The organism is Exiguobacterium sp. HSB13 (genome assembly GCF_056764755.1).
In genome coordinates this window covers 1,816,417-1,838,828 of sequence record NZ_JBUZOM010000001.1, presented here as the reverse complement: position 1 = coordinate 1,838,828, position 22,412 = coordinate 1,816,417, and the positions used below count along the sequence as shown (strand labels likewise).

General features: G+C 43.6%; 24 protein-coding genes and 1 pseudogene. 23 read left to right on the top strand and 2 right to left on the bottom strand.

Annotated elements, in window-relative coordinates:
- The first annotated feature begins 86 nt into the window (after positions 1–86).
- The 6 genes from ACZGCQ_RS09745 (at position 87) to eno (ending at position 7,159) form a co-directional block, all read left to right on the top strand.
- Positions 87–1,112, top strand: a complete 1,026-nt coding sequence (locus ACZGCQ_RS09745) for a sugar-binding transcriptional regulator (RefSeq protein WP_238240119.1) — start codon at positions 87–89, stop codon at positions 1,110–1,112.
- Positions 1,113–1,165: 53 nt separating this feature from the next.
- Positions 1,166–2,173: a type I glyceraldehyde-3-phosphate dehydrogenase gene (gap, locus tag ACZGCQ_RS09740; RefSeq protein WP_023469217.1), complete on the top strand. Its 1,008-nt coding sequence runs from the start codon at positions 1,166–1,168 to the stop codon at positions 2,171–2,173.
- A gap of 121 nt (positions 2,174–2,294) precedes the next feature.
- A complete protein-coding gene (locus ACZGCQ_RS09735; protein ID WP_035396304.1) occupies positions 2,295–3,479 on the top strand; it encodes a phosphoglycerate kinase in 1,185 nt (394 codons plus the stop codon).
- A gap of 27 nt (positions 3,480–3,506) precedes the next feature.
- Entirely contained in the window at positions 3,507–4,259 is a 753-nt protein-coding gene (tpiA, locus tag ACZGCQ_RS09730; RefSeq protein WP_023469215.1) for a triose-phosphate isomerase, read from the top strand.
- Positions 4,260–5,807 (top strand): 2,3-bisphosphoglycerate-independent phosphoglycerate mutase, encoded by a 1,548-nt coding sequence (gpmI, locus tag ACZGCQ_RS09725; RefSeq protein ID WP_195864534.1) that lies wholly within the window; start codon positions 4,260–4,262, stop codon positions 5,805–5,807.
- Between the two features lie 59 nt (positions 5,808–5,866).
- Positions 5,867–7,159: a phosphopyruvate hydratase gene (gene eno, locus ACZGCQ_RS09720; protein WP_023469213.1), complete on the top strand. Its 1,293-nt coding sequence runs from the start codon at positions 5,867–5,869 to the stop codon at positions 7,157–7,159.
- A 1,352-nt stretch (positions 7,160–8,511) separates the two neighbouring features.
- On the opposite strand, the gene ACZGCQ_RS09715 is transcribed toward eno, so the two are convergent.
- Positions 8,512–9,282, bottom strand: a complete 771-nt coding sequence (locus ACZGCQ_RS09715; RefSeq protein ID WP_481266126.1) for a hypothetical protein — start codon at positions 9,280–9,282, stop codon at positions 8,512–8,514.
- A gap of 991 nt (positions 9,283–10,273) precedes the next feature.
- Between ACZGCQ_RS09715 and ACZGCQ_RS09710 the strand changes: the two genes are divergently transcribed.
- The 8 genes and pseudogenes from ACZGCQ_RS09710 to ACZGCQ_RS09675 all read left to right on the top strand — a co-directional run bounded on the left by ACZGCQ_RS09710 (position 10,274) and on the right by ACZGCQ_RS09675 (position 14,576).
- Entirely contained in the window at positions 10,274–11,173 is a 900-nt protein-coding gene (locus tag ACZGCQ_RS09710) for a pentapeptide repeat-containing protein (RefSeq protein WP_481266125.1), read from the top strand.
- Positions 11,170–11,880 (top strand): nucleotidyltransferase domain-containing protein, encoded by a 711-nt coding sequence (locus ACZGCQ_RS09705; RefSeq protein WP_481266124.1) that lies wholly within the window; start codon positions 11,170–11,172, stop codon positions 11,878–11,880. The genes ACZGCQ_RS09710 and ACZGCQ_RS09705 overlap by 4 nt, the downstream gene beginning before the upstream one ends.
- Positions 11,873–12,274, top strand: a complete 402-nt coding sequence (locus ACZGCQ_RS09700; protein WP_481266123.1) for a hypothetical protein — start codon at positions 11,873–11,875, stop codon at positions 12,272–12,274. The genes ACZGCQ_RS09705 and ACZGCQ_RS09700 overlap by 8 nt, the downstream gene beginning before the upstream one ends.
- A gap of 344 nt (positions 12,275–12,618) precedes the next feature.
- A pseudogene (locus ACZGCQ_RS09695) lies at positions 12,619–12,705 on the top strand (hypothetical protein); the annotation flags it as partial.
- Positions 12,702–12,995, top strand: coding sequence for an IS3 family transposase (locus ACZGCQ_RS09690; protein WP_481266122.1), 294 nt, complete (start codon positions 12,702–12,704; stop codon positions 12,993–12,995). The pseudogene ACZGCQ_RS09695 and the gene ACZGCQ_RS09690, both read left to right, overlap by 4 nt.
- On the top strand, positions 12,958–13,089 hold the full coding sequence (locus tag ACZGCQ_RS09685; protein WP_481266121.1) for an IS3 family transposase: 132 nt from the start codon (positions 12,958–12,960) through the stop codon (positions 13,087–13,089). Before ACZGCQ_RS09690 ends, ACZGCQ_RS09685 begins: the two co-directional genes overlap by 38 nt.
- Before the next feature lie 314 nt (positions 13,090–13,403).
- The gene (locus ACZGCQ_RS09680; protein WP_481266120.1) at positions 13,404–14,315 is read left to right on the top strand and encodes an acyl-ACP desaturase; all 912 of its coding nucleotides are present in this window, start codon (positions 13,404–13,406) and stop codon (positions 14,313–14,315) included.
- Positions 14,316–14,327: 12 nt separating this feature from the next.
- A complete protein-coding gene (locus ACZGCQ_RS09675; RefSeq protein WP_230088506.1) occupies positions 14,328–14,576 on the top strand; it encodes a hypothetical protein in 249 nt (82 codons plus the stop codon).
- 143 nt (positions 14,577–14,719) lie between these two features.
- On the opposite strand, the gene ACZGCQ_RS09670 is transcribed toward ACZGCQ_RS09675, so the two are convergent.
- Positions 14,720–15,022, bottom strand: a complete 303-nt coding sequence (locus ACZGCQ_RS09670) for a hypothetical protein (protein WP_481266119.1) — start codon at positions 15,020–15,022, stop codon at positions 14,720–14,722.
- Positions 15,023–15,175: 153 nt separating this feature from the next.
- Here ACZGCQ_RS09670 and ACZGCQ_RS09665 point away from each other — a divergent pair, with 153 nt between their 5' ends.
- The 9 genes from ACZGCQ_RS09665 (at position 15,176) to secG (ending at position 22,322) form a co-directional block, all read left to right on the top strand.
- Positions 15,176–15,520, top strand: coding sequence for a hypothetical protein (locus ACZGCQ_RS09665; RefSeq protein WP_481266118.1), 345 nt, complete (start codon positions 15,176–15,178; stop codon positions 15,518–15,520).
- A 356-nt stretch (positions 15,521–15,876) separates the two neighbouring features.
- Positions 15,877–16,116 carry a hypothetical protein gene (locus tag ACZGCQ_RS09660; RefSeq protein ID WP_481266117.1) on the top strand — a complete coding sequence of 80 codons (240 nt, stop codon included), beginning with the start codon at positions 15,877–15,879 and terminating at the stop codon, positions 16,114–16,116.
- Positions 16,117–16,303: 187 nt separating this feature from the next.
- On the top strand, positions 16,304–17,284 hold the full coding sequence (locus tag ACZGCQ_RS09655) for a LacI family DNA-binding transcriptional regulator (protein WP_050678689.1): 981 nt from the start codon (positions 16,304–16,306) through the stop codon (positions 17,282–17,284).
- On the top strand, positions 17,281–18,159 hold the full coding sequence (gene rbsK / locus ACZGCQ_RS09650; protein ID WP_481266116.1) for a ribokinase: 879 nt from the start codon (positions 17,281–17,283) through the stop codon (positions 18,157–18,159). The genes ACZGCQ_RS09655 and rbsK overlap by 4 nt, the downstream gene beginning before the upstream one ends.
- The gene (rbsD, locus tag ACZGCQ_RS09645) at positions 18,156–18,545 is read left to right on the top strand and encodes a D-ribose pyranase (protein WP_214807627.1); all 390 of its coding nucleotides are present in this window, start codon (positions 18,156–18,158) and stop codon (positions 18,543–18,545) included. Before rbsK ends, rbsD begins: the two co-directional genes overlap by 4 nt.
- Positions 18,546–18,557: 12 nt before the next feature.
- Positions 18,558–20,036: a sugar ABC transporter ATP-binding protein gene (locus ACZGCQ_RS09640; protein WP_481266115.1), complete on the top strand. Its 1,479-nt coding sequence runs from the start codon at positions 18,558–18,560 to the stop codon at positions 20,034–20,036.
- Between the two features lies 1 nt (position 20,037).
- A complete protein-coding gene (gene rbsC, locus ACZGCQ_RS09635; protein ID WP_052019102.1) occupies positions 20,038–21,006 on the top strand; it encodes a ribose ABC transporter permease in 969 nt (322 codons plus the stop codon).
- A gap of 27 nt (positions 21,007–21,033) precedes the next feature.
- Positions 21,034–21,951, top strand: coding sequence for a ribose ABC transporter substrate-binding protein RbsB (gene rbsB / locus ACZGCQ_RS09630; RefSeq protein WP_035396322.1), 918 nt, complete (start codon positions 21,034–21,036; stop codon positions 21,949–21,951).
- A 137-nt stretch (positions 21,952–22,088) separates the two neighbouring features.
- A complete protein-coding gene (gene secG / locus ACZGCQ_RS09625) occupies positions 22,089–22,322 on the top strand; it encodes a preprotein translocase subunit SecG (RefSeq protein WP_023469201.1) in 234 nt (77 codons plus the stop codon).
- Positions 22,323–22,412: the final 90 nt, after the last annotated feature.

The window sequence follows — 22,412 nt, the reverse complement described above, 5'->3', positions numbered from 1 at the left end:
TTATGATAACGGTGTACCAAGTGGGACACGTTATGACATGCGGGACAAAAAGCGTCCAGCTACTTGAGAGGAGAGGGAAATACATGATTCGGCAGTTAGTCCAGATCCAAAAACGAATCGTGCCTGATCTGATCGAAGAAATGCAGACACGCTACGACATCCTTCATTATGTGCGACTGATGCAACCGATCGGACGACGTACACTTGCGACAAGCCTTGGCTTGACGGAACGCGTCTTACGGCGGGAAGTCGACTTCTTGAAGCAGCAAGACCTCCTAGAGGTCGCGACGCAAGGGATGTCCTTGACGGATGAAGGACGAAATGTTCTTCGCAGCATGCACAGCATCATGGGAGAACTCGCAGGGATCTCAGACATGGCGAAAGCCTTGAAAGAGAGACTCGGAGTACGGGACGTCGTCATCGTACCGGGTGATTCCGATGAAACCTTCTGGGTACAACGAGACATGGGACGGGCGACCGTCGCACGACTCAAACGAGAGCTTTCTTCAGACCATCACAATACGATCGCTGTCACAGGCGGTACGACGATGGCTTCAGTCGCGGCGATGATGTCGCCGGACAAGGAACACCGTCCGATGACGTTCGTTCCGGCACGCGGAGGACTGGGAGAAACGCTCGAACTACAAGCGAACACAGTATGCTCACGGATGGCGTCACGCGCTCAAAGTGATTATCATCTGCTTCACATCCCGGACATGGTCAGTACAGAGACGTTCGTCAAGATGATCGAAGAGCCGAGCATAAAAAATGTGCTTCAAATGATTAAAGGTGCTTCAATCGTGGTACATGGAATTGGTGAGGCGAAAACGATGGCAAAACGTCGTCGCGCGTCTGAGGATCTCCTGACCCGACTGGAACATGAACAGGCAGTAGCGGAAGCATTCGGATATTACTTCGACCGAGACGGGAACATCGTGCACCGGGTCAAGACGGTTGGTCTCCAACTGGATGACTTGAAGCAAGTCGAACACGTCATCGTCGTCGCAGGTGGTCATTCGAAGGCAGAAGCGATCAACGCCTATGTCAAACAGTCGCCGGACATCATCCTGATCACGGATGAAGGCGCAGCAGCTTCGATTTTGAAAGGGTAACCCCCTTTTGAATAATAGATAACTCGCTTTACATTAAAAGGAGGAAAATTATCATGGCAGTAAAAGTTGGTATTAACGGATTTGGACGTATCGGACGTTTGGCACTTCGTCAAATTCTTCAATTCGATGGAATCGAAGTAGTCGCGATCAACGACCTTACAGACACTAAAATGCTTGCACACCTTCTCAAATATGATACGACTCAAGGTCGTTTCGACGGCGAAGTTGAAGTACACGACGGTTACTTCCTCGTCAACGGTAAAGAAATCAAAACACTTGCTAACCGCAACCCAGAAGAACTCCCATGGGGCGAGCTCGGTGTTGACATCGTTCTCGAATGTACTGGTTTCTTCACAGACAAAGAAAAAGCTGAGCTTCACTTGAAAGCTGGCGCTAAAAAAGTCGTTATCTCTGCACCTGCAACTGGCGACATGAAAACAGTCGTCTTCAACACGAACCACGAAATCCTTGACGGAACTGAAACAGTTATCTCTGGTGCTTCATGTACTACAAACTGTCTCGCGCCAATGGCTAAAGTTCTCCAAGATCAGTTCGGAATCGTTGAAGGTCTCATGACTACGATCCACGCTTACACTGGTGACCAAAACACACTCGACGCTCCACACCCTAAAGGTGACTTCCGTCGTGCACGTGCGGCAGCAGCTAACATCGTTCCTAACTCAACTGGTGCTGCAAAAGCAATCGGTCTCGTTCTTCCAGAACTTCAAGGTAAACTTGACGGATCTGCACAACGTGTACCAGTCGCTACAGGTTCACTCACTGAGCTCGTAACTGTACTTGACAAAAAAGTTTCTGTAGAAGAAGTCAACGCAGCAATGAAAGCAGCTGCTAACGAGTCTTACGGTTACACTGAAGACGAAATCGTTTCTTCTGACATCGTTGGTATCTCTTACGGATCACTCTTCGATGCAACACAAACTAAAGTCATGACAGTCGGCGACAAACAACTCGTTAAAACAGTTGCTTGGTATGACAACGAAATGTCTTACACTAGCCAACTCGTTCGTACACTCAAACACTTCGCAGAAATCGCTAAGTAATTCGAGCAATTAAATAGCAATTGAATAAGAGCGGAAACGATATCAGTCTCCGCTCTTATTGCGGAAAAAAGCGGGAGGGGCATTCGCCCCTCACTATACGTAAGAGACGGAGGACGAATGTATGAATAAGAAATCGATTCGCGACATCGATGTACAAGGAAAACGCGTATTTACACGCGTGGATTTCAACGTACCGTTGGAAGACGGTAAAATCACGGATGACACACGGATCCGTGCTGCACTCCCAACGATCAAACACTTGATCGACGGCGGAGCAAAAGTCATTCTCGCTAGCCACATGGGTCGTCCAAAAGGCGAAAAGAACCCCGAGTTCTCACTTGCACCAGTCGTAGCACGCCTCAGCGAATTGCTTGGTAAAGACATCAAGCTCGTTGAAGAAGCATACGGTCCAGTTGCAGAAGAAGCAGTCAGCAAACTCGAAAACGGCGATGTCGTCGTCTTAGAGAACGTTCGCTTCTACCCTGGTGAAACGAAAAACGACGAAGAGCTCGCTAAAGGATTCGCGAAACTCGCTGACGTCTTCGTCAACGACGCGTTCGGCGCAGCACACCGTGCACACGCATCGACAGAAGGTATCGCACACCATGTCGACACAGCAGTTGCCGGTCTTCTCATCGAAAAAGAACTTCAAGTTCTCGGTAAAGCTCTTTCTAACCCAGATCGCCCGTTCACGGCAATCATCGGTGGTTCGAAAGTAGCGGACAAAATCGGTGTCATCGATCACTTACTCGACATCGTCGATACGTTGATCATCGGTGGCGGCTTATCGTACACGTTCCTCACAGCTCGTGGTATCGAAGTCGGTACTTCACTTCTTGAGGTCGACAAAATCGACCAAGCGAAGGAATTCATGAAGAAAGCAGAAGAAAAAGGCGTTAAGTTCCTCATGCCAATCGACTGCGTCATCACGAAGGAATTCGGAGAAGAAACATATGTCGGACCACGTGACATCACAGAGATCCCAGCCGATCACATGTCACTTGATATCGGTCCAAAAACGGTTGAACTCTATGCAGAGGCAATCAAGAACTCGAAACTCGTCGTCTGGAACGGACCGATGGGCGTATTCGAACTCGATAAATACGCAAACGGTACAAAAGGTGTCGCGCAAGCTCTTGCGGACAGCGATGCGTACTCAATCATCGGCGGTGGCGACTCAGCTGCTGCGGCAGAGAAATTCGGTCTTGCTGACAAAATGAGTCACATCTCTACAGGTGGTGGAGCAAGTCTCGAATTCATGGAAGGGAAAGCTCTTCCTGGTGTCGAAGCGCTAAACGACAAGTAATCTAAGTTCACAAGGGAGTGTTTCTCAATGCGTAAACCAATTATCGCAGGTAACTGGAAGATGAATCTGACGCTCAAGGATGCAGTCGCATTCGTTGAGGAAGTCAAAGGAGCTGTACCTGCTTCGACGACAGTCGACGCAGCCGTCTGTGCGCCAGCAGTATTCTTGGCACACTTGACAGAAGCAGCAGCTGGTACGGATCTTAAGATCGGTGCTCAAAACATGTACGACAAAGAGAGCGGTGCGTTCACTGGTGAAATCAGCCCGCTCATGCTCAAAGAACTCGACGTGACTTACGTCATCCTCGGTCACTCTGAGCGTCGTGAGTACTTCGGCGAAACAGATGCGTTCATCAACAGCAAAGCGAAAAAAGCGTTCGAGCACGGTCTCGTTCCAATCGTTTGTGTAGGTGAAACACTGGAAGAGCGTGAAGGCGGCAAGTTCGAAGACGTCATCCGCGAACAGACAGCAAACAGCCTTAAAGGTCTTACTGTCGACCAAGTGAAAAATCTCGTCGTCGCTTACGAGCCTGTCTGGGCAATCGGAACAGGTAAATCAGCGACAGAACAAGATGCACAAGATTCTTGTAAATTCGTCCGTGACGTCGTTGCAGCTGAATTCGGTGCTGAAGCAGCAGAAGCTGTCCGCATCCAATACGGTGGTAGCGTCAAACCGGAAAACATCAAAGAATATATGGCTCAACCAGACATCGACGGCGCGCTCGTCGGTGGTGCAAGTCTTGAGACAGGATCGTTCCTCAAACTGTTGGAGGCGATTTAAATGAAAAAACGTCCAGTCGCACTGATCATCCTTGATGGTTTTGGTATGCGTGACGAGGAGTTCGGAAATGCCGTTACGGCGGCAAACAAACCGAACTTCGACCGTTACTGGGGTCAATACCCGCATACGTTGTTGAATGCGAAAGGCGAATACGTCGGTTTGCCTGAAGGTCAAATGGGGAACTCAGAAGTGGGTCACCTCAACATCGGTGCAGGTCGCGTCGTCTATCAATCGCTATCCCGAATCAACAACGCGGTCAAGGATCGCTCGTTCTTCTCGCGTCAAGCGATGAACGATGCGGCAGGTCACGTGAAGAAATACGGTTCAGCGCTTCATATCTTCGGTTTGGTCTCTGACGGTGGAATCCACAGTCACATCAACCACTTATATGCAGTGCTCGAATTCGCGAAACTTCACGAAATCGAAAAAGTCTACCTCCATGCTTTCACGGACGGTCGTGACTGCGACCCACAATCGGGCGCTGGTTTCCTCCGTGACGCGCAAGCGAAGATGGATGAATTGAATGTTGGACAATTCGCGAGTATCTCTGGTCGCTACTATGCGATGGATCGCGATAACCGTTGGGAACGCGTCAAGAAAGTCTATGACGCCATCACTTTTGGTGAAGGTCCAACGACGAAGGATCCAATCGGCATGGTTGAAGCTTCGTACAAACAAGACGTAACGGATGAGTTCATCGAACCAACTGTTGTCGTGCAGGAAGACGGTACGCCAGTCGCACCGATCCACGATAACGATGCGATCGTGTTCTTCAACTATCGTCCTGACCGTGCGATTCAGCTTTCGAAAGTCTACAAAGAAAAGGGTGGCTTCGACGGATTCGAGATTCCAGACAACGCACCGAAGAACCTGCTACTCGTCTCGATGACGAAGTACTCGGATGCGATTGATACGGACATCGTCTTCCCGCCTGAAGACATCAAGAACACGCTTGGGGAGACATTGTCAAAACAAGGTCTCAAACAGCTACGCATCGCGGAAACGGAAAAGTATCCGCACGTCACGTTCTTCTTCAACGGACAACGTGAAGAACCATACGAAGGGGAAGATCGGATCTTGATCCCTTCACCAAAAGTCGCGACATACGACTTGAAACCGGAGATGAGCGTCTATGAAGTCACAGATGCCCTCGTCGACGCAATCAACTCGGACAAACACGACGCTATCATCCTCAACTTCGCAAACCCGGATATGGTCGGTCACTCGGGTATGCTCGAGCCGACGAAAAAGGCGATCGAAGCTGTCGATGAGTGTCTTGGGAAAGTCGTTGACTTGATTCTCAGCAAAGGCGGCGCGGCAGTCATCACGGCTGACCACGGGAACGCGGATAAAGTCCTCAATGCGGACGGCAGTAAGATGACGGCGCATACGACAGAACCAGTTCCATGTATCGTGACGGTCGAGGACGTTGAACTCCTTGAACCACTCACAGGTGCACTCGCTGACCTCGCACCAACGGTCCTTGATCTTCTCGGAGCGGACCAACCAGCAGAGATGACTGGTAAATCGATCGTATTGAAGAAATAATCCCGTCGATCGAAAGAATTACAGCACATATTTCTTACACACAAAAGGAGCGAATTTAAATGTCAATGATTACAGAGATTTACGCACGCGAGATTCTTGATTCACGCGGTAACCCAACAGTAGAAGTAGAAGTTTATACAGAAGATGGCGGTTTCGGTCGCGCACTCGTACCATCAGGTGCATCAACTGGTGAGCACGAAGCAGTTGAACTCCGTGATGGCGACAAAGCACGTTACCTCGGAAAAGGTGTTTTGAAAGCTGTTGACAACGTCAACGAAAAAATCGCACCAGAAATCATCGGTTACGATGTCTTCGACCAAGCTGGAATCGACAAAAAGATGATCGATCTCGACGGTACGAAAAACAAAGGTAACTTCGGCGCTAACGCAATCCTTGGTGTTTCTATGGCTGCTGCACGTGCTGCTGCTGATGAGCTTGGTCTTCCACTTTACACATACCTCGGTGGATTCAACGCGAAAACATTACCAACACCAATGATGAACATCATCAACGGTGGATCACACGCAGACAACAACGTGGACTTCCAAGAGTTCATGATCATGCCTGTCGGTGCTCCAACATTCAAAGAAGCACTTCGTATGGGTGCTGAAATCTTCCACGCGTTGAAATCAGTTCTTAGCGGAATGGGTCTTAACACAGCAGTTGGTGACGAGGGTGGCTTCGCTCCAAACTTGAAATCAAACGAAGAAGCAATCACAGTTATCCTTGAAGCAATAGAAAAAGCTGGCTACAAAGCAGGCGAAGATGTTTACCTTGCAATGGACGTCGCTTCTTCTGAGTTCTACGATAAAGCAGCTGGAACATACAACCTCGCTGGCGAAGGCAAAGTCCTCTCAACAGAAGAGCTTGTTGAATTCTACGCACAACTCGTTGACAAATACCCAATCATCTCAATCGAAGATGGCTGTGACGAAAACGACTGGGATGGTCACAAACTTCTTACAGATCGTATCGGACACAAAGTCCAACTCGTTGGGGATGACTTGTTCGTAACGAACACTGAGAAACTTGCTGAAGGTATCGAAAAAGGCATCGCTAACTCGATCCTCATCAAAGTTAACCAAATCGGTACGTTGACTGAAACATTCGACGCAATCGAAATGGCTAAAAAAGCTGGTTACACAGCTGTCGTTTCTCACCGTTCTGGTGAAACTGAAGATTCAACGATCGCTGACATCGCTGTTGCGACAAACGCTGGTCAAATCAAAACTGGTTCACTTTCACGTACAGACCGTATCGCGAAATACAACCAACTTCTCCGCATCGAAGACATGCTTTCAGACGTTGCTGTCTACGACGGAATCAAATCATTCTACAACCTCAAGAAGTAATTTCAGGTTGATCGTTTGAACAAGCTATAAGGAAAACCTCCTATTCGTGTGATACGTACACGCGGATAGGAGGTTTTTTGCGTTTTTTATTGATGTTTTAAACGAGTCTAAATTAGATCTAAAAAAAATAGAAAGTAAAAACCCTTTTTTTATTTACAATTATTATATTATTCAGCCTGTGAATTTATTTGAAATATCAATCTCAAACAACTGATATTAAAGATACTTCTTATTTGCAAAAAATGAGCGACATTATTAAATATAGACGAAACAAAGTACGAAATATTAATACGTTTTATAAGAAAAATATCTGTGATACATGCTTTTTATTAAGGAAATAGATTAATTAATTTAAAGAAGAAAAATAAAAAATGGGAATGAAATATTAAAAAAATGAATAAAATTAATGTTGCAACTAAAATAGACCATATTTAAAGAATATTTCTAGAAGTGAGAATTATCGTTTATTTAATTAAACGCATTAATTTTTTGGAACAAATTTTGTATGTGAGTTTCCTATCCAGACACTTGCATGATCGATTGTCTATTTTAGAAAGTATGTAATTTAGTTCTGTAAAGTTAATTATTTTGAAGTTCGTTCCCTATGGAAAGAACTCACAGAGAGACGTTTAGTATTTTTATTATTTCCCTAATTGGAAACTAGAGAATGTTAGGGTACCAAGTTCCATCGGTGAGAAGAACAATTATTACGGTGTAACATCGATTTTTTAATTCGATGAAGATTGTGGCACGTGATTTCGCCTTTCCTCGACCTGATAGGACAGAATCCAACAATTCCTAGTTTTCGAAAGTCTCTCTACCCTGGACGTTCAACGAACGTTTACAGAACGGAAGACGTACGCAGAAGCGCCATCTTATCTCAAATATTTTTTGTTGCAAACCGTCTAAACCGCTATTGATGAATTCTTTACATATTCATCAATAAATTATACTATACTATGGTCATTTTTCATGAAAGAGTCGTTCAGCGATTTGTTCAGGAGAGCATGTGATCATGTCTTCATAGTTTCGCAAGTATGCGTAATCCAAGCGAAACGCTAAAACGCGCGTACATAACAGTTTTTGATTGCATCTCACGCCATCTGGTGTTGATTGCATTGTAAGAAGAATTCCATTTTAGTTCACGTGAAATCACAGACGGTTTTCGTTCTAGGTGCTAAGCAATCTTTCGTATTGAAAACCAAAGCTCTAGAGAAGTTTTTATTTTAACTCTTTCCGATGTGGTAAATCTTTTCTACACGGAATTATTATGGTGTTTTTGTATTTTCATCTAAATGTTTCGCTTAATATTAAAATTGTCGAATAATAAACATCCTAGAAAAATACAGTAATCAAAAAAAATAAGTTCTATCAAATTTTGCAGGATAAATCCAAGATACTCCCTTAAGATTTATACTATATAAAATTTCATTGTTACTTTTTCCATCTTGGCTGATGAGAATGTGTTGTTCATTCATATTCTCTACATCGTAAACATATCGAATTTTTTCACCTTTTATAGTACGATAACTAATATTAACTTCTTTTGGATGTATAAAAGTAAAATCTTTATTTGTTATAGGGATAAAAATTTCTATATTTTTTTCAATCACACCCAAGTGAGATTGAATTAAATAGGATGACATCTGAGTGCTATCATCTTTTCCTCCTGTTAAGCATATTTCTATTTCACAATCTAAAATGATTTCAGGTAACCCATTATGATGTACTTTAAAAAAAGGAATTTGTTTTCTTTCTTTAATGTAGTCCTCTTTAATAGCTTCATAAAATTCATTGCTTAGAATTTTGCTATTAAAATTAGTATTTATATTCTTTAAATCAATAGAAGCCATAATTTCTTCTAAAATTATGTAAGAACGACTATTTTCTATTTCATTCTTATTATTCTCATCATTTTGAGCTTTAATTTGTCTAGATGCTATTATAAATGCTACAAAACCACCAATTATACCCCCAGAGTAATTACTGAAAAAGCCAAGCCAACCTTCTGTGTTGACTGCAGCTAAACCAAAAGATGGAATAAACATTAATAAATTTATAAATATTGGAGCAAAAAATGTAATGAAAAGTATAATGATGGTTGTTTTTATATCTAGCTTCATATGTTCTCCTCTAATCTTGAAAATATATATTTAATTAAGTTATACATATACAATTACTTAATGAAAAGTTCAGACTAAAAAAATCAAAAAATACGGAAAGTGAGAATAAAATATGTATAAAACTAAAATTAATATTTTATTAAACTTGATAGGGTGTGTTTTTTTTGCTCTAACGGCTAGTGTAATCTATATTTTTATAAATTCGGAAACAAAACTATTTGAACGTATTATATTATTATTTTTTATATACTTGTTTACTTTGTGCAGTTTAAATTATTTAAATAAAGTTTTTAACTCTGAAATAATGTATAAATTTATTGATATTTTGTATATTCCTTTATATATTATCTTCTCAATAAACGAATTATTATCTTTTATTTTACCTATACTAGTATTTTTAGCTATATATTTTTTACCTACTATGATTTTTGGGATAATAGGTGAACATAATGATTTAAATTCTTCTAATTATGCTGGTTTTTTATATTTAATTAACATAGTAACTGTTCTATTTTACGCTTATTTTGGAGACTCCATAATGAATAAGTTATTTATACTTTTACATGTTAGGTCTTTTAAAAATAAAATAGTAAATGAATTTATGACAAAAAAAATGATAAGAGTCTATACTTATTTAATAATGATAACAATTTATATTATTTACAACGTCAATGTTTTTAATGATCTAAAAAATATTTTTGGGTTTTCGATAAATGGTTTCAATATTGTAAAAGAAGTATTCGTAACATTTGTAGCAATAGATACGGTTATTCAAATTATTAAAACTAATAAATAACATGAGAGTTAAAGTAAAAATGATGAACAATGATATATTCCCTAAAAAGTAATCGGTTTTGGTCATTTCAACTGTATACTTTTTAGGGAGAGCATATCAATATCGTCGTGTCTTCTCTTGATAAATTCATGAATAAATTTTGTTTATAGATAGTTCAATGTGAACTTTTCTCAAAATTATGCGGGAGATAATAAGATGGAAAATAAGATTATTAAACTAACAGAATTACAAGAATTACAAGGGGATTTTACTCAAAATAGAATAGAAATAATTAATCAAGAACAGGATGATCTAAGCCTATCTAATGTAAAATTGTTTAAAAGCAAATTGTACAACTTAGGCCTGAAAAATCTTTTTCTATCAGCTTGTGTAATTACACAGACTGAAATTGAAAAGTGTTATTTAAGATATGCTATATTTAAAAATGTCGATTTTACAGGTTCTAATTTTATTGGTTGCAATTTAGAAAATGCTAAGTTTAATTCATGTAATTTACGTTATGTAACATTTAAAGACTGTAGATTGAATCTAAAGGAAATCTTAGGTTGTTTACCGTCGGAACCAAATTTAAAGATAGCTTTACTTAAAGAATTAAGAATAAATCAACTAGGATTAAACGATAAAAAATCAGCAGATGAATTGTTAATTAGAATACATGATACAGAAAAAGAATTACTATTAGAAAGAGTAAAGTGTAGTACCAGCTACCATAAAGAAAAAGAAGACTTAATATCGCGTGCTGTGGCTTTATATGATTATGTTATATTGCAATTAAATGACTTCATTTGGGGATACGGATTAAAACTAACGCGACTGTTTAGAACAGCACTATTAATACTACTTGTATTTGGTTTTTTAATTTATTATTTTACAGACGAAGAATACATATCTACTACAATAAATGGTAACAGAATGATTAAATTAAATTTATGGCAATCTATATATGCTAGTTATACCAATTTTACAACTGTTGGCTATGGTCATTATACACCTACTCAAATTACAAGTACGTTACTTTTTGTAACAGAGAATTTCTTAGGTTTAATATTTATAGGTTTTCTAGTTTCAGGTGTTTATAGGAGGATAGCAAAATGACAGTGGTAGATTTTAGCGAAGTGAAGGATCTGTTGAGTGTAGTACTTTTTGGATCTGCAGCTAGAGAAGATTCAGATGAATTTTCAGATGTTGATATTTTCCTATTGTTAGAGGATACGGACGAATCTAGAATAACTGAAATTATTAATATTGTAAAAAGTCAGTTGGATTATAAAGAAATTGGTATCTCAATTTATACACAAACTCTTTATAATCAGTTACTACAAGATGGATCTATGTTCTTATGGCATTTAAAACTTGAGGGGAAAATTATTTATTCTAAAGCGAATGTGCTTTTATTTAAAGACTTACAACCCTTTACTAATTTCCATAAAAATTTGACAACGTATGAAAACCTGTTCAAACAAATAAATATCAGTCTTAAATTGAATGGTGTAAACGCCTTTGATCTTTCTCAGTTATTCTTTATTTGTAGGAATATTTGTTTATTAACCTGCTTTAAATTAGGCTTCCCAACATTCGGGAGATTATCTGTATTTACAAAATTAGTTGAATGTATTAATTTTTCTCCACTAGAATGGAATCATTATATTTATTTGTCTAAATGGAGATTAAATTATACTCGTGGAGTTGGATATGAAATTGATTATCCAACGGAAGAGAGATTATTGAACATACTAAATCAAATAGATAGCTTAATATATGTTAGTAGAAAAATTATCAAAACTGGAGGTATCTATGAATAGATTAATAGAATTAGAGAAATTTTTAGAAGAAACAAAGAAAGATACATCTATTTTTTTTGATTTTGAAAAAATAAGTATTTTTGAAAGATCGTTATTCTTATCGATTCGCGGTATTCTTTATGAGAATTATAATTACGATTTAGGTGGATTAACGGAAATCCATTTAACAAAACTTAAGGACAATCTAAACAAAAGATTTGTTGTTTTAGATAATAATACTAGTAATTTATTGAATTTAGGGTTTCTTTTATACGAAATTTTAAGTAATAGAAATATAATTTTAGGTTATGTTGCTCTTGAATCTGGAATTAAATTTGAAAATGAGAACACAAATAAATTTATTGAAATTCTAGAATCTTATATTTTAAATTATAAAAAAATATTATCAGAATAAAGAGTAATTCTTATTTGAATAAAGACTTCTATATTTAAGAAATATGAACTGAACCCTGAATGGTGGACACTTGACAAAAGACCCATTCAGTTTTTTTGTGTTTAAAGATATCGATATACTGTACCTTTGCAATTTAGACAGGAGAACTATTCATCAATAGACGCATTCTCAATCCAGATCAAATCAGACAACTTGAAGCGAATCTTCAAGTAGCCTCGTATCAAATCGTACGAATTAATATTCACGCTGTACGTGAGAATTTAGCAGGTAAGCGACCGATACGAATCTTTAAGAAAAGTGGCTTTGAATTAGGTATGATTGGTAATTAAACGTCGAACGAAACGTTAAAACGGTGGTGGAAGACATATCGCATTTATGGAGAAGAAAGACTCTTGAATGAGAAACGTGGAAAATCAAATCTTGGAGGTTGATTGAAAAAGATGATTCTGTCAAACGATGTCTTGCGAAAGCTGAAGTAAGCCGCAGTAGGTATTACGCCTGGCTCGTACGTACGGATAGTATTTCTCTTCGGGAAGAACGCGACTGTGCGGACTACTTACTTCTGAAACATGTTCATGATTGTCATAACGGAAAAATCGGCTATCGTACTCTTTACATGGAGATGCTTGATCTTATTAGAGAACCGATGAATCATAAACATATTTTGCGTATCATGAGAAAGTTTGGAATCGTTCTTTGGGCACTTGAAAGATTATATTGATTATAAATTAGCATCTGACCTCGATGAGGTCTGTATTATGGTCGATGCTTACATTGATTATTACAACAGCGAACGAAGACAATGGAAACTATAAAAGATGACTCCGGTACAATATCACAGTCATCTCATAGCAGCTTAAAACCTTAAGGGTGCTTTTATTAAACTGTCCAAACTGTAGGGCGCAGTTCAATACTTACACGCGGATAGGAGGTTTTTTTGTCTATCAAGCAATGTCAAACATGAAAACCATTTTTGTCATTAAAACTATACTGAACTGTCAAAAAATTGATTCATCCTAGTAGATGACTAAAATGTTATACTCATAAATAAGTGCAAATTAAATAGTTATAGGCATTAATTACATCTTGCTCGATGAAGATGACAAATACGTCTAAAGGAGATACGATCATGTTAAATTCAGATTTAGATATCCGTTTAGAACCACGCATTCAAGAGTTATATCGACTTCACAAGGAGCGTTCAGCCAACATCGACTGGAGCTACCACGAGTTCATTCCGTGGGATAAGGCGATGTCGTTCAAACGCGTTCCTTGGGACGAAAGCCAAGTCACGCTTCCGGAAGGTGTCATCGTCGCAATCGAGACGGCATTACTGACAGAAGTCAACCTACCGTGGTACACGTCGCACTTAGACTATACATTCAAGAACTCGATGGAAGTCATCAATGACTTCGTCCGGACATGGACAGCAGAAGAAGATCAGCACTCGAACTTACTCGAGACGTATTTACTCGTCACGCGAAACGTCAATCCAACGCGACTTCATCAATTAAGAAGACGCGTCGTTGAAAACGGCTGGTTCCCGGACTTCACGAACCCGTTAGCGACAATGGCATATACGTCATTGCAAGAATTAGCGACACTCGTCTTTTATAACAACGTTGCGAAAATCGCAGGGGCACACGATAAGGACTTGGCAACGCTACTCCGTCGTCTAGCGAAGGACGAAGCACTGCATTATGCGTTCTATCGTGACACGGTCAAAGCACACCTAGAGCTTGACCCGAACTTCATCGTCTTCTTCGAAGACGTCATCATCAACTTCTCGATGCCAGGTGCTGTCATGCCTGACTTCACGGAACGGATGAAGACGATTGCTGTTGATACGAACTATGGACCACTCCAATACTTCGACCAAGTATTAGACGTCGTCGTCAAATTCTGGGGCATCGCTGATTTAGAACCGACAACTGACGAAGCAAAACAATCTCAAGCGAACATCATGAAGTATCATGGACGTTTGAAGCGTATCAAGGAACGTCAAGAACGCCAAGCTGAAAAAGCGAAGATTGACGCGTAAGGGGGAATGAAGATGAAGTGTGAAATCTGTGGAACTGAAACGAACAACCAAGTCAGTTACTTGGAACTCGACACGTGGGAATTCAATTCTCTGAACAAAGAAGCCAAAGACTTCTATCCGATCTGCTTTGATTGCTTCGATAAGCATACGAATCAGTTCATCGATCAGGAGATGGATCTCGAATTACGTAAAAAACGTTCGCAAATGGTCAACAAAGAAGTAGAAGCTGAAATCGAAGCGATTCTTGAGGTTGAGAATTAAGTCGTCTATGATTTCTTCAGACATGAAGAGATTCGTACCGATAGTGCAATGGCACTATCGGTTTTTTGTTGTCCATAAAAAAGCAGCTATTTCTTCTTTCACGCAAACACGTGATGGAAGAGATAGCTGCTTTTACCATGAAGTCAGTCTTCGATGAATGTAACGAGATAATGATGGGGAGAATGAAGCGGTGCACGGGTCACGAAAAAGTCCGGGAGATCCACATCGATTCCTAATTCGCGCAGTGTATCGGGATCCAAACATTCCTGAATCAAACGTTTGATGTCTTGTAACAGTTCATCGTGCAAATTCGCTTCCTTCGGAAAAGCGCGCTTCGCGTCATCGCGCAATAAAAGCACGATCGGTGGCAGACCTCGTAAGAGATCGACCTGAAGGGGCTGCTGATGACGTTCGAAATAATCATTCAGACAACTGACGACCTTCATCGAGTGTTCTTCCTTCATACCATCCCAACTCTCTGTGTGTGACTGTAACTCTCTAGCTATTCCCTAATTAAAGCGAGGATATGCAGGGAAACTGGAAATGAAGCATTACGAGGACGCTGTTCGGGGTAGAACTAGAGGGAAGGGGGAATCGACATGCTATTTCGTTTTTTGTTTTTAGGGCTTGATACGTCGATTGGTGACATCCCGTTGCGCCTCATCTATTTTACGGAACTCATACTATTCATCGGTTTGTATCAAATCACGAGCCGGTTTTCGCGTCAGAGTCTGATTTTTGGAACAGCACTCGGAATTGGTGGACTGATTGCCATCTTACCCGGTGCGCTCTATATCATCCGTTATAATCCGGAGGATGCCGTCATCGATGTCACGTTCCTATTGATTTATTTGTTTGAGCCGCTGGCAATCGTTGCGTTCGTTGTTGCTTTGATTCGACGTTTGTTCGTGGGACGAAAAAGAGACGGGAAAGCAAAGAGATGAAAGTCTTGGCAGCTAGACTTCGATTATTCGTTGATTTCCGTCCAGGACGTCGCTTTACGCGGGCGGAAGACAAGCCCCCTCGTCGCGTGTGCTCCTGCGGGGTCTTACCTATTCGGCTCTTCCCACAGGAGTCTCCGTCTTTTCTGAAAATCAATCGTCTAGTGCTATCTAATCTGACAATCAATACACCGTAAGCTGGCGTGACGCTGTCTTACGGTGTATTTGCGTATACCTCCAAATACTTTCTTTCAATAGTGTAAGGAAGAGTAACTGGAAGAATATTCTATAATAGAGGGAGAGCGAAATCAGATCTTAGTTGGTTTCGTAAGATCCTGGTGATTATAGGAGTGACTTGTATGCAGAAAGTATTATTTGGTTTGTCCATTTTGAATAGTGTCTATATTACGAATAACTTATTTACGTATTCCGATAGTTTTTTGAATGCACCACTCGGCGTAACGACCGTCATTGCCGTGACATTGATGTTCCTGAATGACAGCGTCAAAAAAGATAAACCGTCACTATACACGAAAGCGACGGACTGGTTAGGGTTCATTAATATTTTGATGGGTCTTTCACTGATTGTCTTTATTTAAGACATGATTCGTGCATGATCATATGGAATGATCGTAAGTCTGACGCCGCGTCAGGCTTCTTTTTTATGGTCCAATCCAAGAACTCGAAAAAAATAAAATATATTTTAAAGAAAAAAGATTGATGTGTAACCGGTTACACAATATGATGATTCTTGTAAGCGTTATCAAAAGAAAGAGGTGGCGAAACATGTCGACCATCCGGGAAGTAGCGAAAGCGGCACATGTCTCCGTCGCGACGGTCTCACGCGTCATGAACGAAAAGGGTTATGTTAGTGAGAAATCGCGTAAGGCGGTGCTTCAGGCAATCAAACAGTTGGATTATCGACCGAACCGGGTCGCGCGATCGTTGTTCCAAAAACGATCCGGATTGATCGGTTTGATCGTTCCAGACATCACGAACCCATTCTTCCCACAACTCGCACGGGCTGTGGAAGATATGGCACATCAACATGGTTTTCAAGTCATTTTGTGTAACACAGACGAACAGTTTCAGAAAGAACGCGAATATATCAAGTCACTCGAGGCGATGCATGTCGACGGATTGATCATTACGACGAACTACTCGAACAATCCGAACTATGAAGAACTCGAAGTGCCGGTCGTAGCATTAGACCGTGTGTTACAAGGCGCGATTCCGACGGTGACGTCAAACGGATACGAAGGCGGGAAGAAGGCAGCCTCGTTCTTACTTGCTTCTGGTGCGACCGAACTGGCTGTCATCAGCGGTCCCTCGAAACTCCCGACAATTAAGAAACGACGGGACGGCTTCGAGGAAGTCGCCGGAACGCATCTCGTCGCAAGCATTGAGTCACCGTTTCACTTTCAAGGAGCGCTTGATGCCGCAAACTATCTCTTTGATCACTATCATTGCAACGGGATCTTTGCCGCGAGTGATGTCATTGCCGCAGCTACGGTGCAAGTCGCTGCGGAACGCGGGATTACGATTCCGGACGAGCTACAAGTGATTGGCTATGACGGGATTGAACTCGGACAAATGATTTCACCACCGTTGACGACGATCGCGCAGCCAATCTATCAAATGGGAGAACTAGCCGCGAAACTTCTGATTCAACGGATTGAAGGCACACCGATTGCCGCCGTCCATCATGAGTTGACGGTTGAGATCATCGAACGGGAAACGACGAAACGGAAGGATGAGGAAGCATGAAACAAATCAGTGTCATCGGCAGTATCTCGATGGATCTCGTCGTCGAAAGTAAACGCCGTCCAGGCGCAGGCGAAACGGTCATCGGGGATGCCTTTCATACCGTACCGGGCGGAAAGGGTGCGAACCAAGCAGTGGCGGTCGCGCGTCTCGGCAGTACCGTTGAAATGATCGGTTGCGTCGGTAGTGATGCGAACGGTGAAGCAATCCGCGAAAACTTTAAAACACAAGGGGTGCAAACGACACACTTGCAAACGATTGAAGGCGAACGGACGGGAACGGCACATATCACGCTCGCTGAAGGCGACAACTCGATCGTCGTCGTTCAGTCTGCCAATCAGCATGTTCAGTTTGCGGATGATACACTCGCGCCGATTCTCGCAGACAGTGAAATCATCTTACTCCAGCTCGAGATTCCGATCGAAACGGTCGAGACCGTTGCTCGCGAAGCACATGCAGTCGGCATTCCAGTCGTCTTGAATCCAGCACCAGCGATGTCACTCAGTCCGGAATTGATTGAACACGTCACGTACTTAACACCAAACGAACATGAATGTGGCTTAATCTTCGGACAAGACCAGCCAATCGAACATTGGCTGATGGAATATCCGAATAAATTGATCGTGACGGAAGGCAGTCGCGGGGCACGCTTCTACGACGGAGAGTCGATCGTGACGATTCCAGCAATCGAGACGACCGTCGTTGATACGACAGGAGCAGGGGATACGTTCAACGGTGCCTTAGCCGTTGCGTTAACGGAAGGACAACCGCTCGTCGAGGCAATTCGTTTTGCGAACCGGGCAGCCGGCTTATCCATCCGCGCGCTCGGCGCTCAAGGCGGCATGCCGACACGGGAACAGATGGAGGGAGACGCATGAAAAAGCACGGTATCTTAAACAGTCATATCAGCAAAGTCCTGACCGATCTCGGTCATACCGATACGATCGTCATCGCCGATTGCGGCTTACCGATTCCAGACGGAGTCGCCCGAATCGATTTAGCACTGGAACTCGGCACACCATCATTCCTCGACGTCGTCCGTGTCGTCGCCGGTGACATGGCGATTGAACAATTGACACTGGCAACGGAGATTAAGGAAGCGAATCCAGACGTCCTCGAGCAACTGGAAGCCATGCAGATTGAGACGACGTTCGTCTCGCACGAGGAATTCAAGAAACAGACACAGCAGGCGAAGGTCATCATCCGGACCGGAGAAGCGACACCGTACGCGAATGTCATCTTCCATTCCGGCGTAATCTTTTAAGGGGGTCATGCGATGCGTATCGAGATGACAGGTATCAAAAAAGCATTCGGTCCCGTCCCTGTCCTCAAAGGGGTCGACTTCGAACTCGCTGCGGGTGAGATCCACGCTTTGATGGGAGAGAACGGTGCCGGGAAATCGACGCTGATGAAGATTTTAACCGGTGTCCATAAAGCGGACGCGGGTACGATCCGCGTCGACGGACAGAACGTCGAATATAAGAATCCGAAGCTTGCTGAAGAAGCGGGAATCGCCTTCATCCACCAGGAACTGAACATCCTCCCAGATTTGACGGTGACGGAGAACTTGTTCCTCGGACGGGAGTTAAAGTCACGCTTCGGGATTCTCAAGCAAGGGGAGATGAAGCGGCAGGCAGAACGTGAACTCGCGGAATTGAACGTCTTCATGGACGTTGATCAACTCGCTCGGACGTTATCGGTCGGTCAGCAACAGATGATTGAGATTGCAAAAGCTTTGATGACGGACGCGAAGGTCATCATCATGGACGAACCGACAGCCGCACTGACAGAACGGGAAATTCGTGCCTTGTTCAGCGTCGCAACAGCACTGCGCAACCAAGGTGTCTCGATCGTCTATATCTCGCACCGGATGGAGGAAATCTTCGAGCTTTGCGACCGGATCACGGTCTTACGGGACGGGATTTCCGTCTCGACGCACGCGATTCCCGAGACATCGTTCGAACAGATCGTCCGAGAGATGGTTGGTCGTGAGATGGGCGAACGGTATCCGGATCGTGATGTGTCGATCGGCGCGACCGTCCTTGAGGTCAAACAGGCAAGCGGAAAACGGTTCGACGATGTCTCGTTCTCCGTCAAGGCGGGCGAAATCATCGGCTTCTCGGGTTTGATGGGTGCCGGGCGGACGGAAGTCATGCGGGGATTGTTCGGGGTCGATCGCCTGAAGGATGGGACGATCGAACTGAACGGACAGTCACTGAAGATCAAGACACCGTATGATGCGATTCGCCAGGGCATCGGCTTTTTGACCGAAGACCGCAAAGGCGAAGGCTTGTTCCTCGACTTTTCACTGCGTGAGAACATCTCGCTACCGACGATCCGTTCGTTATCCCGCTCTGGCGTCATCAAGGATCAGGCAGAACGCGATTTCGCAGAAGGGTACTTGAAGTCGCTTTCGGTCCGCCACAGTTCGATGGACCAGCCGGCGAAGTCACTGTCCGGGGGGAACCAACAGAAGGTCGTCCTCGCGAAGTGGCTCGGGACACAACCGAAAGTCTTGATCCTCGACGAACCGACACGTGGTGTCGACGTCGGGGCGAAGAAAGAGATTTACCTCATCATGAATGAACTCGCTGCGGCGGGTGTCGCGATCATCATGGTCAGCTCGGACCTCCCGGAGATTCTCGGGATGAGCGACCGGGTCTACGTCATGCGCGAAGGCAAGATGAGCGGCATGTTGACACGACAGGAAGCGACGCAAGAAAGCATCATGACACTTGCGACAGGAGGACAATGATATGGAATTGATGCAAGGCAAGGTAACGGAAGCAAAACCGAGACGTCTTGGGATCGGACAAAAGCTCGGACCACTCGCAGGATTGTTCGCGATCGTCCTCGTCGTCTCGATCATGGAACCGGATTTTTTAACATTGAATAATTTATTTAACATCTTACGGCAAGTCTCGATCAATGCCTTGATTGCCTTCGGGATGACGTTCGTCATTCTGACAGGTGGGATTGATTTATCAGTCGGCTCGATTCTCGCCCTCTCGTCCGCCTTCGTCGCGGGTCTGATGACGGACGGAACGTCAGCGCTGATCGCCGTTCTGGCTGGATTGATCGTCGGAGCCGTCATGGGTGCCTTGAACGGGATGGTCATCTCGCTCGGGAAAGTCGCACCGTTCATCGCGACACTTGCGACGATGACGATCTTCCGCGGATTGACGCTCGTCTATACGGACGGGAAACCAATCACTGGTCTGAGCCAAGGTGGCTGGTTCGAATTGTTTGGACGCGGTTACTTCTGGATCTTCCCAGTACCGGTCCTAACGATGTTGCTTGCCTTCGCGGTCCTCTACTTCATCTTGAAGAAGACGACGTTCGGTCGCTATACGTATGCGATCGGTGGGAACGAAGAAGCAGCGAAGTTGATGGGGATTCAAGTCAATAAAGTCAAAATCATGATCTACTCACTCTCAGGCTTGATGGCAGCACTCGCCGGCATCATCCTGACGTCCCGTCTGAACTCGGCACAGCCGACGGCGGGGACATCGTACGAACTCGACGCCATCGCAGCGGTCGTCCTCGGTGGGACGAGCTTGTCAGGTGGTCGTGGCTGGATTGTCGGTACCTTAATTGGTGCCTTGATCATCGGAACACTGAACAATGGTCTCAACTTGCTAGGTGTCTCCTCGTTCTTCCAACTCGTCGTCAAAGGTTTAGTCATTTTGTTCGCGGTACTCGCGGACCGGAAACAAGCAGCGTAACCCACATTCCAAAAGGAGGAATTACAGATGAAAAAACTACTTGCAGTCGTCATGATGGCATTAATGGTCTTCGCAGCCGCCTGTTCGACGGAACAGCCAGGCAGCAGCAACGGTGATACGAAGAAGAAGACGAAGGACTTCAAGATCGGTCTTTCGATTTCAACCCTCAATAACCCATTCTTCGTCTCGTTAAAAGAAGGGGCAGAACAAGAAGCAAAAGCACAAGGCGCAACACTTCAAGTCGCAGATGCACAAGATGATGCAGCAAAACAAGCAAGCGATATCGAAGACATGGTCCAAAAGAAGGTCGATCTCATCTTGATCAACCCAACGGATTCAGCAGCAGTCGGTGCAGCCGTCCAAACAGCAAACGATGCGAACATTCCCGTCATCACAGTTGACCGGAACGCAGAAGCAGGCGACGTCGTCGCACACATCGCGTCGGATAACGTCGCGGGTGGGAAACAAGCAGGTGAGTACATGATCGAACTCGTCGGCGACAAAGCTAAAGTCGTGGAGCTCGAAGGGATTCCAGGAGCATCCGCAACTCGCGACCGTGGTAAAGGGTTCCATGAAGCAGTCGACGGTAAACTCGACGTCGTCGCAAAACAAGCAGCAAACTTCGACCGGGCAAAAGGATTGTCGGTCATGGAGAACATTCTCCAAAACAACAAAGACATCAAAGCCGTCTTCGCGCACAATGACGAAATGGCACTTGGTGCGGTTGAAGCATTAAAAGCAGCGGGTCTGAACGATGTCAAAGTCATCGGCTTCGATGCAACAGATGATGCCGTCAAAGCCGTCAAAGACGGAAAAATGGCAGGAACGATTGCTCAAAAACCGACTGAGATCGGGAAAATGGGTGTCGAGACAGCCATCAAACACCTCAAAGGTGAAACAGTCGAGAAGAACATCCCAGTCGATCTCGAATTGATCAAACAATAAGGAGACGAGACACCTGAGTCGACGATTCAGGTGTCTCTTTTCGTCAGGCAGGAAAAAGTTCCTAAATCTATTCCTTGTTCCCGTACTTGTTTTTCTCTATAATGAAAGAAGCGTATATTACTGAAGGAGGATCATCGATGATCATTCATAACGTGGCTCTTGTCGGCCTCATCGTCGTTTCCGTTCTTCTCATCATCGTCGTTCTATTGATGTCGGGTCGTACGACCGGACTCGGAGCATTGACGGGTGGAGCAGAACAATTATTTGGTCGCCAAAAAGCTCGTGGCTTGGATGCGGTCCTAAATCGTGTGGCGTCTATCTTAGGAGCATTACTCTTCATCTTGGCGTTACTCGTCGCTTTTTATAAGTGAGCATTGAAACGACAGCCGTATGATCGCGCTGTCGTTTTTTGTATTTCTCGATATTCATTTTTTCCGGATATGGGGTATAGAGTTAGAGGG

Bases quoted from the DNA above. Each gene is read 5' to 3' on its own strand.
- ACZGCQ_RS09640 (WP_481266115.1), top strand. From the start codon at position 18,558: ATGCGTATCGAGATGACAGGTATCAAAAAAGCATTCGGTCCCGTCCCT.
- ACZGCQ_RS09715 (WP_481266126.1), bottom strand. From the start codon at position 9,282: ATGAAGCTAGATATAAAAACAACCATCATTATACTTTTCATTACATTT.
- ACZGCQ_RS09665 (WP_481266118.1), top strand. From the start codon at position 15,176: ATGCTATTTCGTTTTTTGTTTTTAGGGCTTGATACGTCGATTGGTGAC.
- ACZGCQ_RS09700 (WP_481266123.1), top strand. From the start codon at position 11,873: ATGAATAGATTAATAGAATTAGAGAAATTTTTAGAAGAAACAAAGAAA.
- gap (WP_023469217.1), top strand. From the start codon at position 1,166: ATGGCAGTAAAAGTTGGTATTAACGGATTTGGACGTATCGGACGTTTG.
- secG (WP_023469201.1), top strand. From the start codon at position 22,089: ATGATCATTCATAACGTGGCTCTTGTCGGCCTCATCGTCGTTTCCGTT.
- rbsD (WP_214807627.1), top strand. From the start codon at position 18,156: ATGAAAAAGCACGGTATCTTAAACAGTCATATCAGCAAAGTCCTGACC.
- ACZGCQ_RS09705 (WP_481266124.1), top strand. From the start codon at position 11,170: ATGACAGTGGTAGATTTTAGCGAAGTGAAGGATCTGTTGAGTGTAGTA.
- ACZGCQ_RS09710 (WP_481266125.1), top strand. From the start codon at position 10,274: ATGGAAAATAAGATTATTAAACTAACAGAATTACAAGAATTACAAGGG.
- ACZGCQ_RS09675 (WP_230088506.1), top strand. From the start codon at position 14,328: ATGAAGTGTGAAATCTGTGGAACTGAAACGAACAACCAAGTCAGTTAC.
- ACZGCQ_RS09670 (WP_481266119.1), bottom strand. From the start codon at position 15,022: ATGAAGGTCGTCAGTTGTCTGAATGATTATTTCGAACGTCATCAGCAG.
- ACZGCQ_RS09655 (WP_050678689.1), top strand. From the start codon at position 16,304: ATGTCGACCATCCGGGAAGTAGCGAAAGCGGCACATGTCTCCGTCGCG.
- ACZGCQ_RS09660 (WP_481266117.1), top strand. From the start codon at position 15,877: ATGCAGAAAGTATTATTTGGTTTGTCCATTTTGAATAGTGTCTATATT.
- rbsC (WP_052019102.1), top strand. From the start codon at position 20,038: ATGGAATTGATGCAAGGCAAGGTAACGGAAGCAAAACCGAGACGTCTT.
- eno (WP_023469213.1), top strand. From the start codon at position 5,867: ATGTCAATGATTACAGAGATTTACGCACGCGAGATTCTTGATTCACGC.
- gpmI (WP_195864534.1), top strand. From the start codon at position 4,260: ATGAAAAAACGTCCAGTCGCACTGATCATCCTTGATGGTTTTGGTATG.
- ACZGCQ_RS09735 (WP_035396304.1), top strand. From the start codon at position 2,295: ATGAATAAGAAATCGATTCGCGACATCGATGTACAAGGAAAACGCGTA.
- tpiA (WP_023469215.1), top strand. From the start codon at position 3,507: ATGCGTAAACCAATTATCGCAGGTAACTGGAAGATGAATCTGACGCTC.
- rbsB (WP_035396322.1), top strand. From the start codon at position 21,034: ATGAAAAAACTACTTGCAGTCGTCATGATGGCATTAATGGTCTTCGCA.
- ACZGCQ_RS09680 (WP_481266120.1), top strand. From the start codon at position 13,404: ATGTTAAATTCAGATTTAGATATCCGTTTAGAACCACGCATTCAAGAG.
- rbsK (WP_481266116.1), top strand. From the start codon at position 17,281: ATGAAACAAATCAGTGTCATCGGCAGTATCTCGATGGATCTCGTCGTC.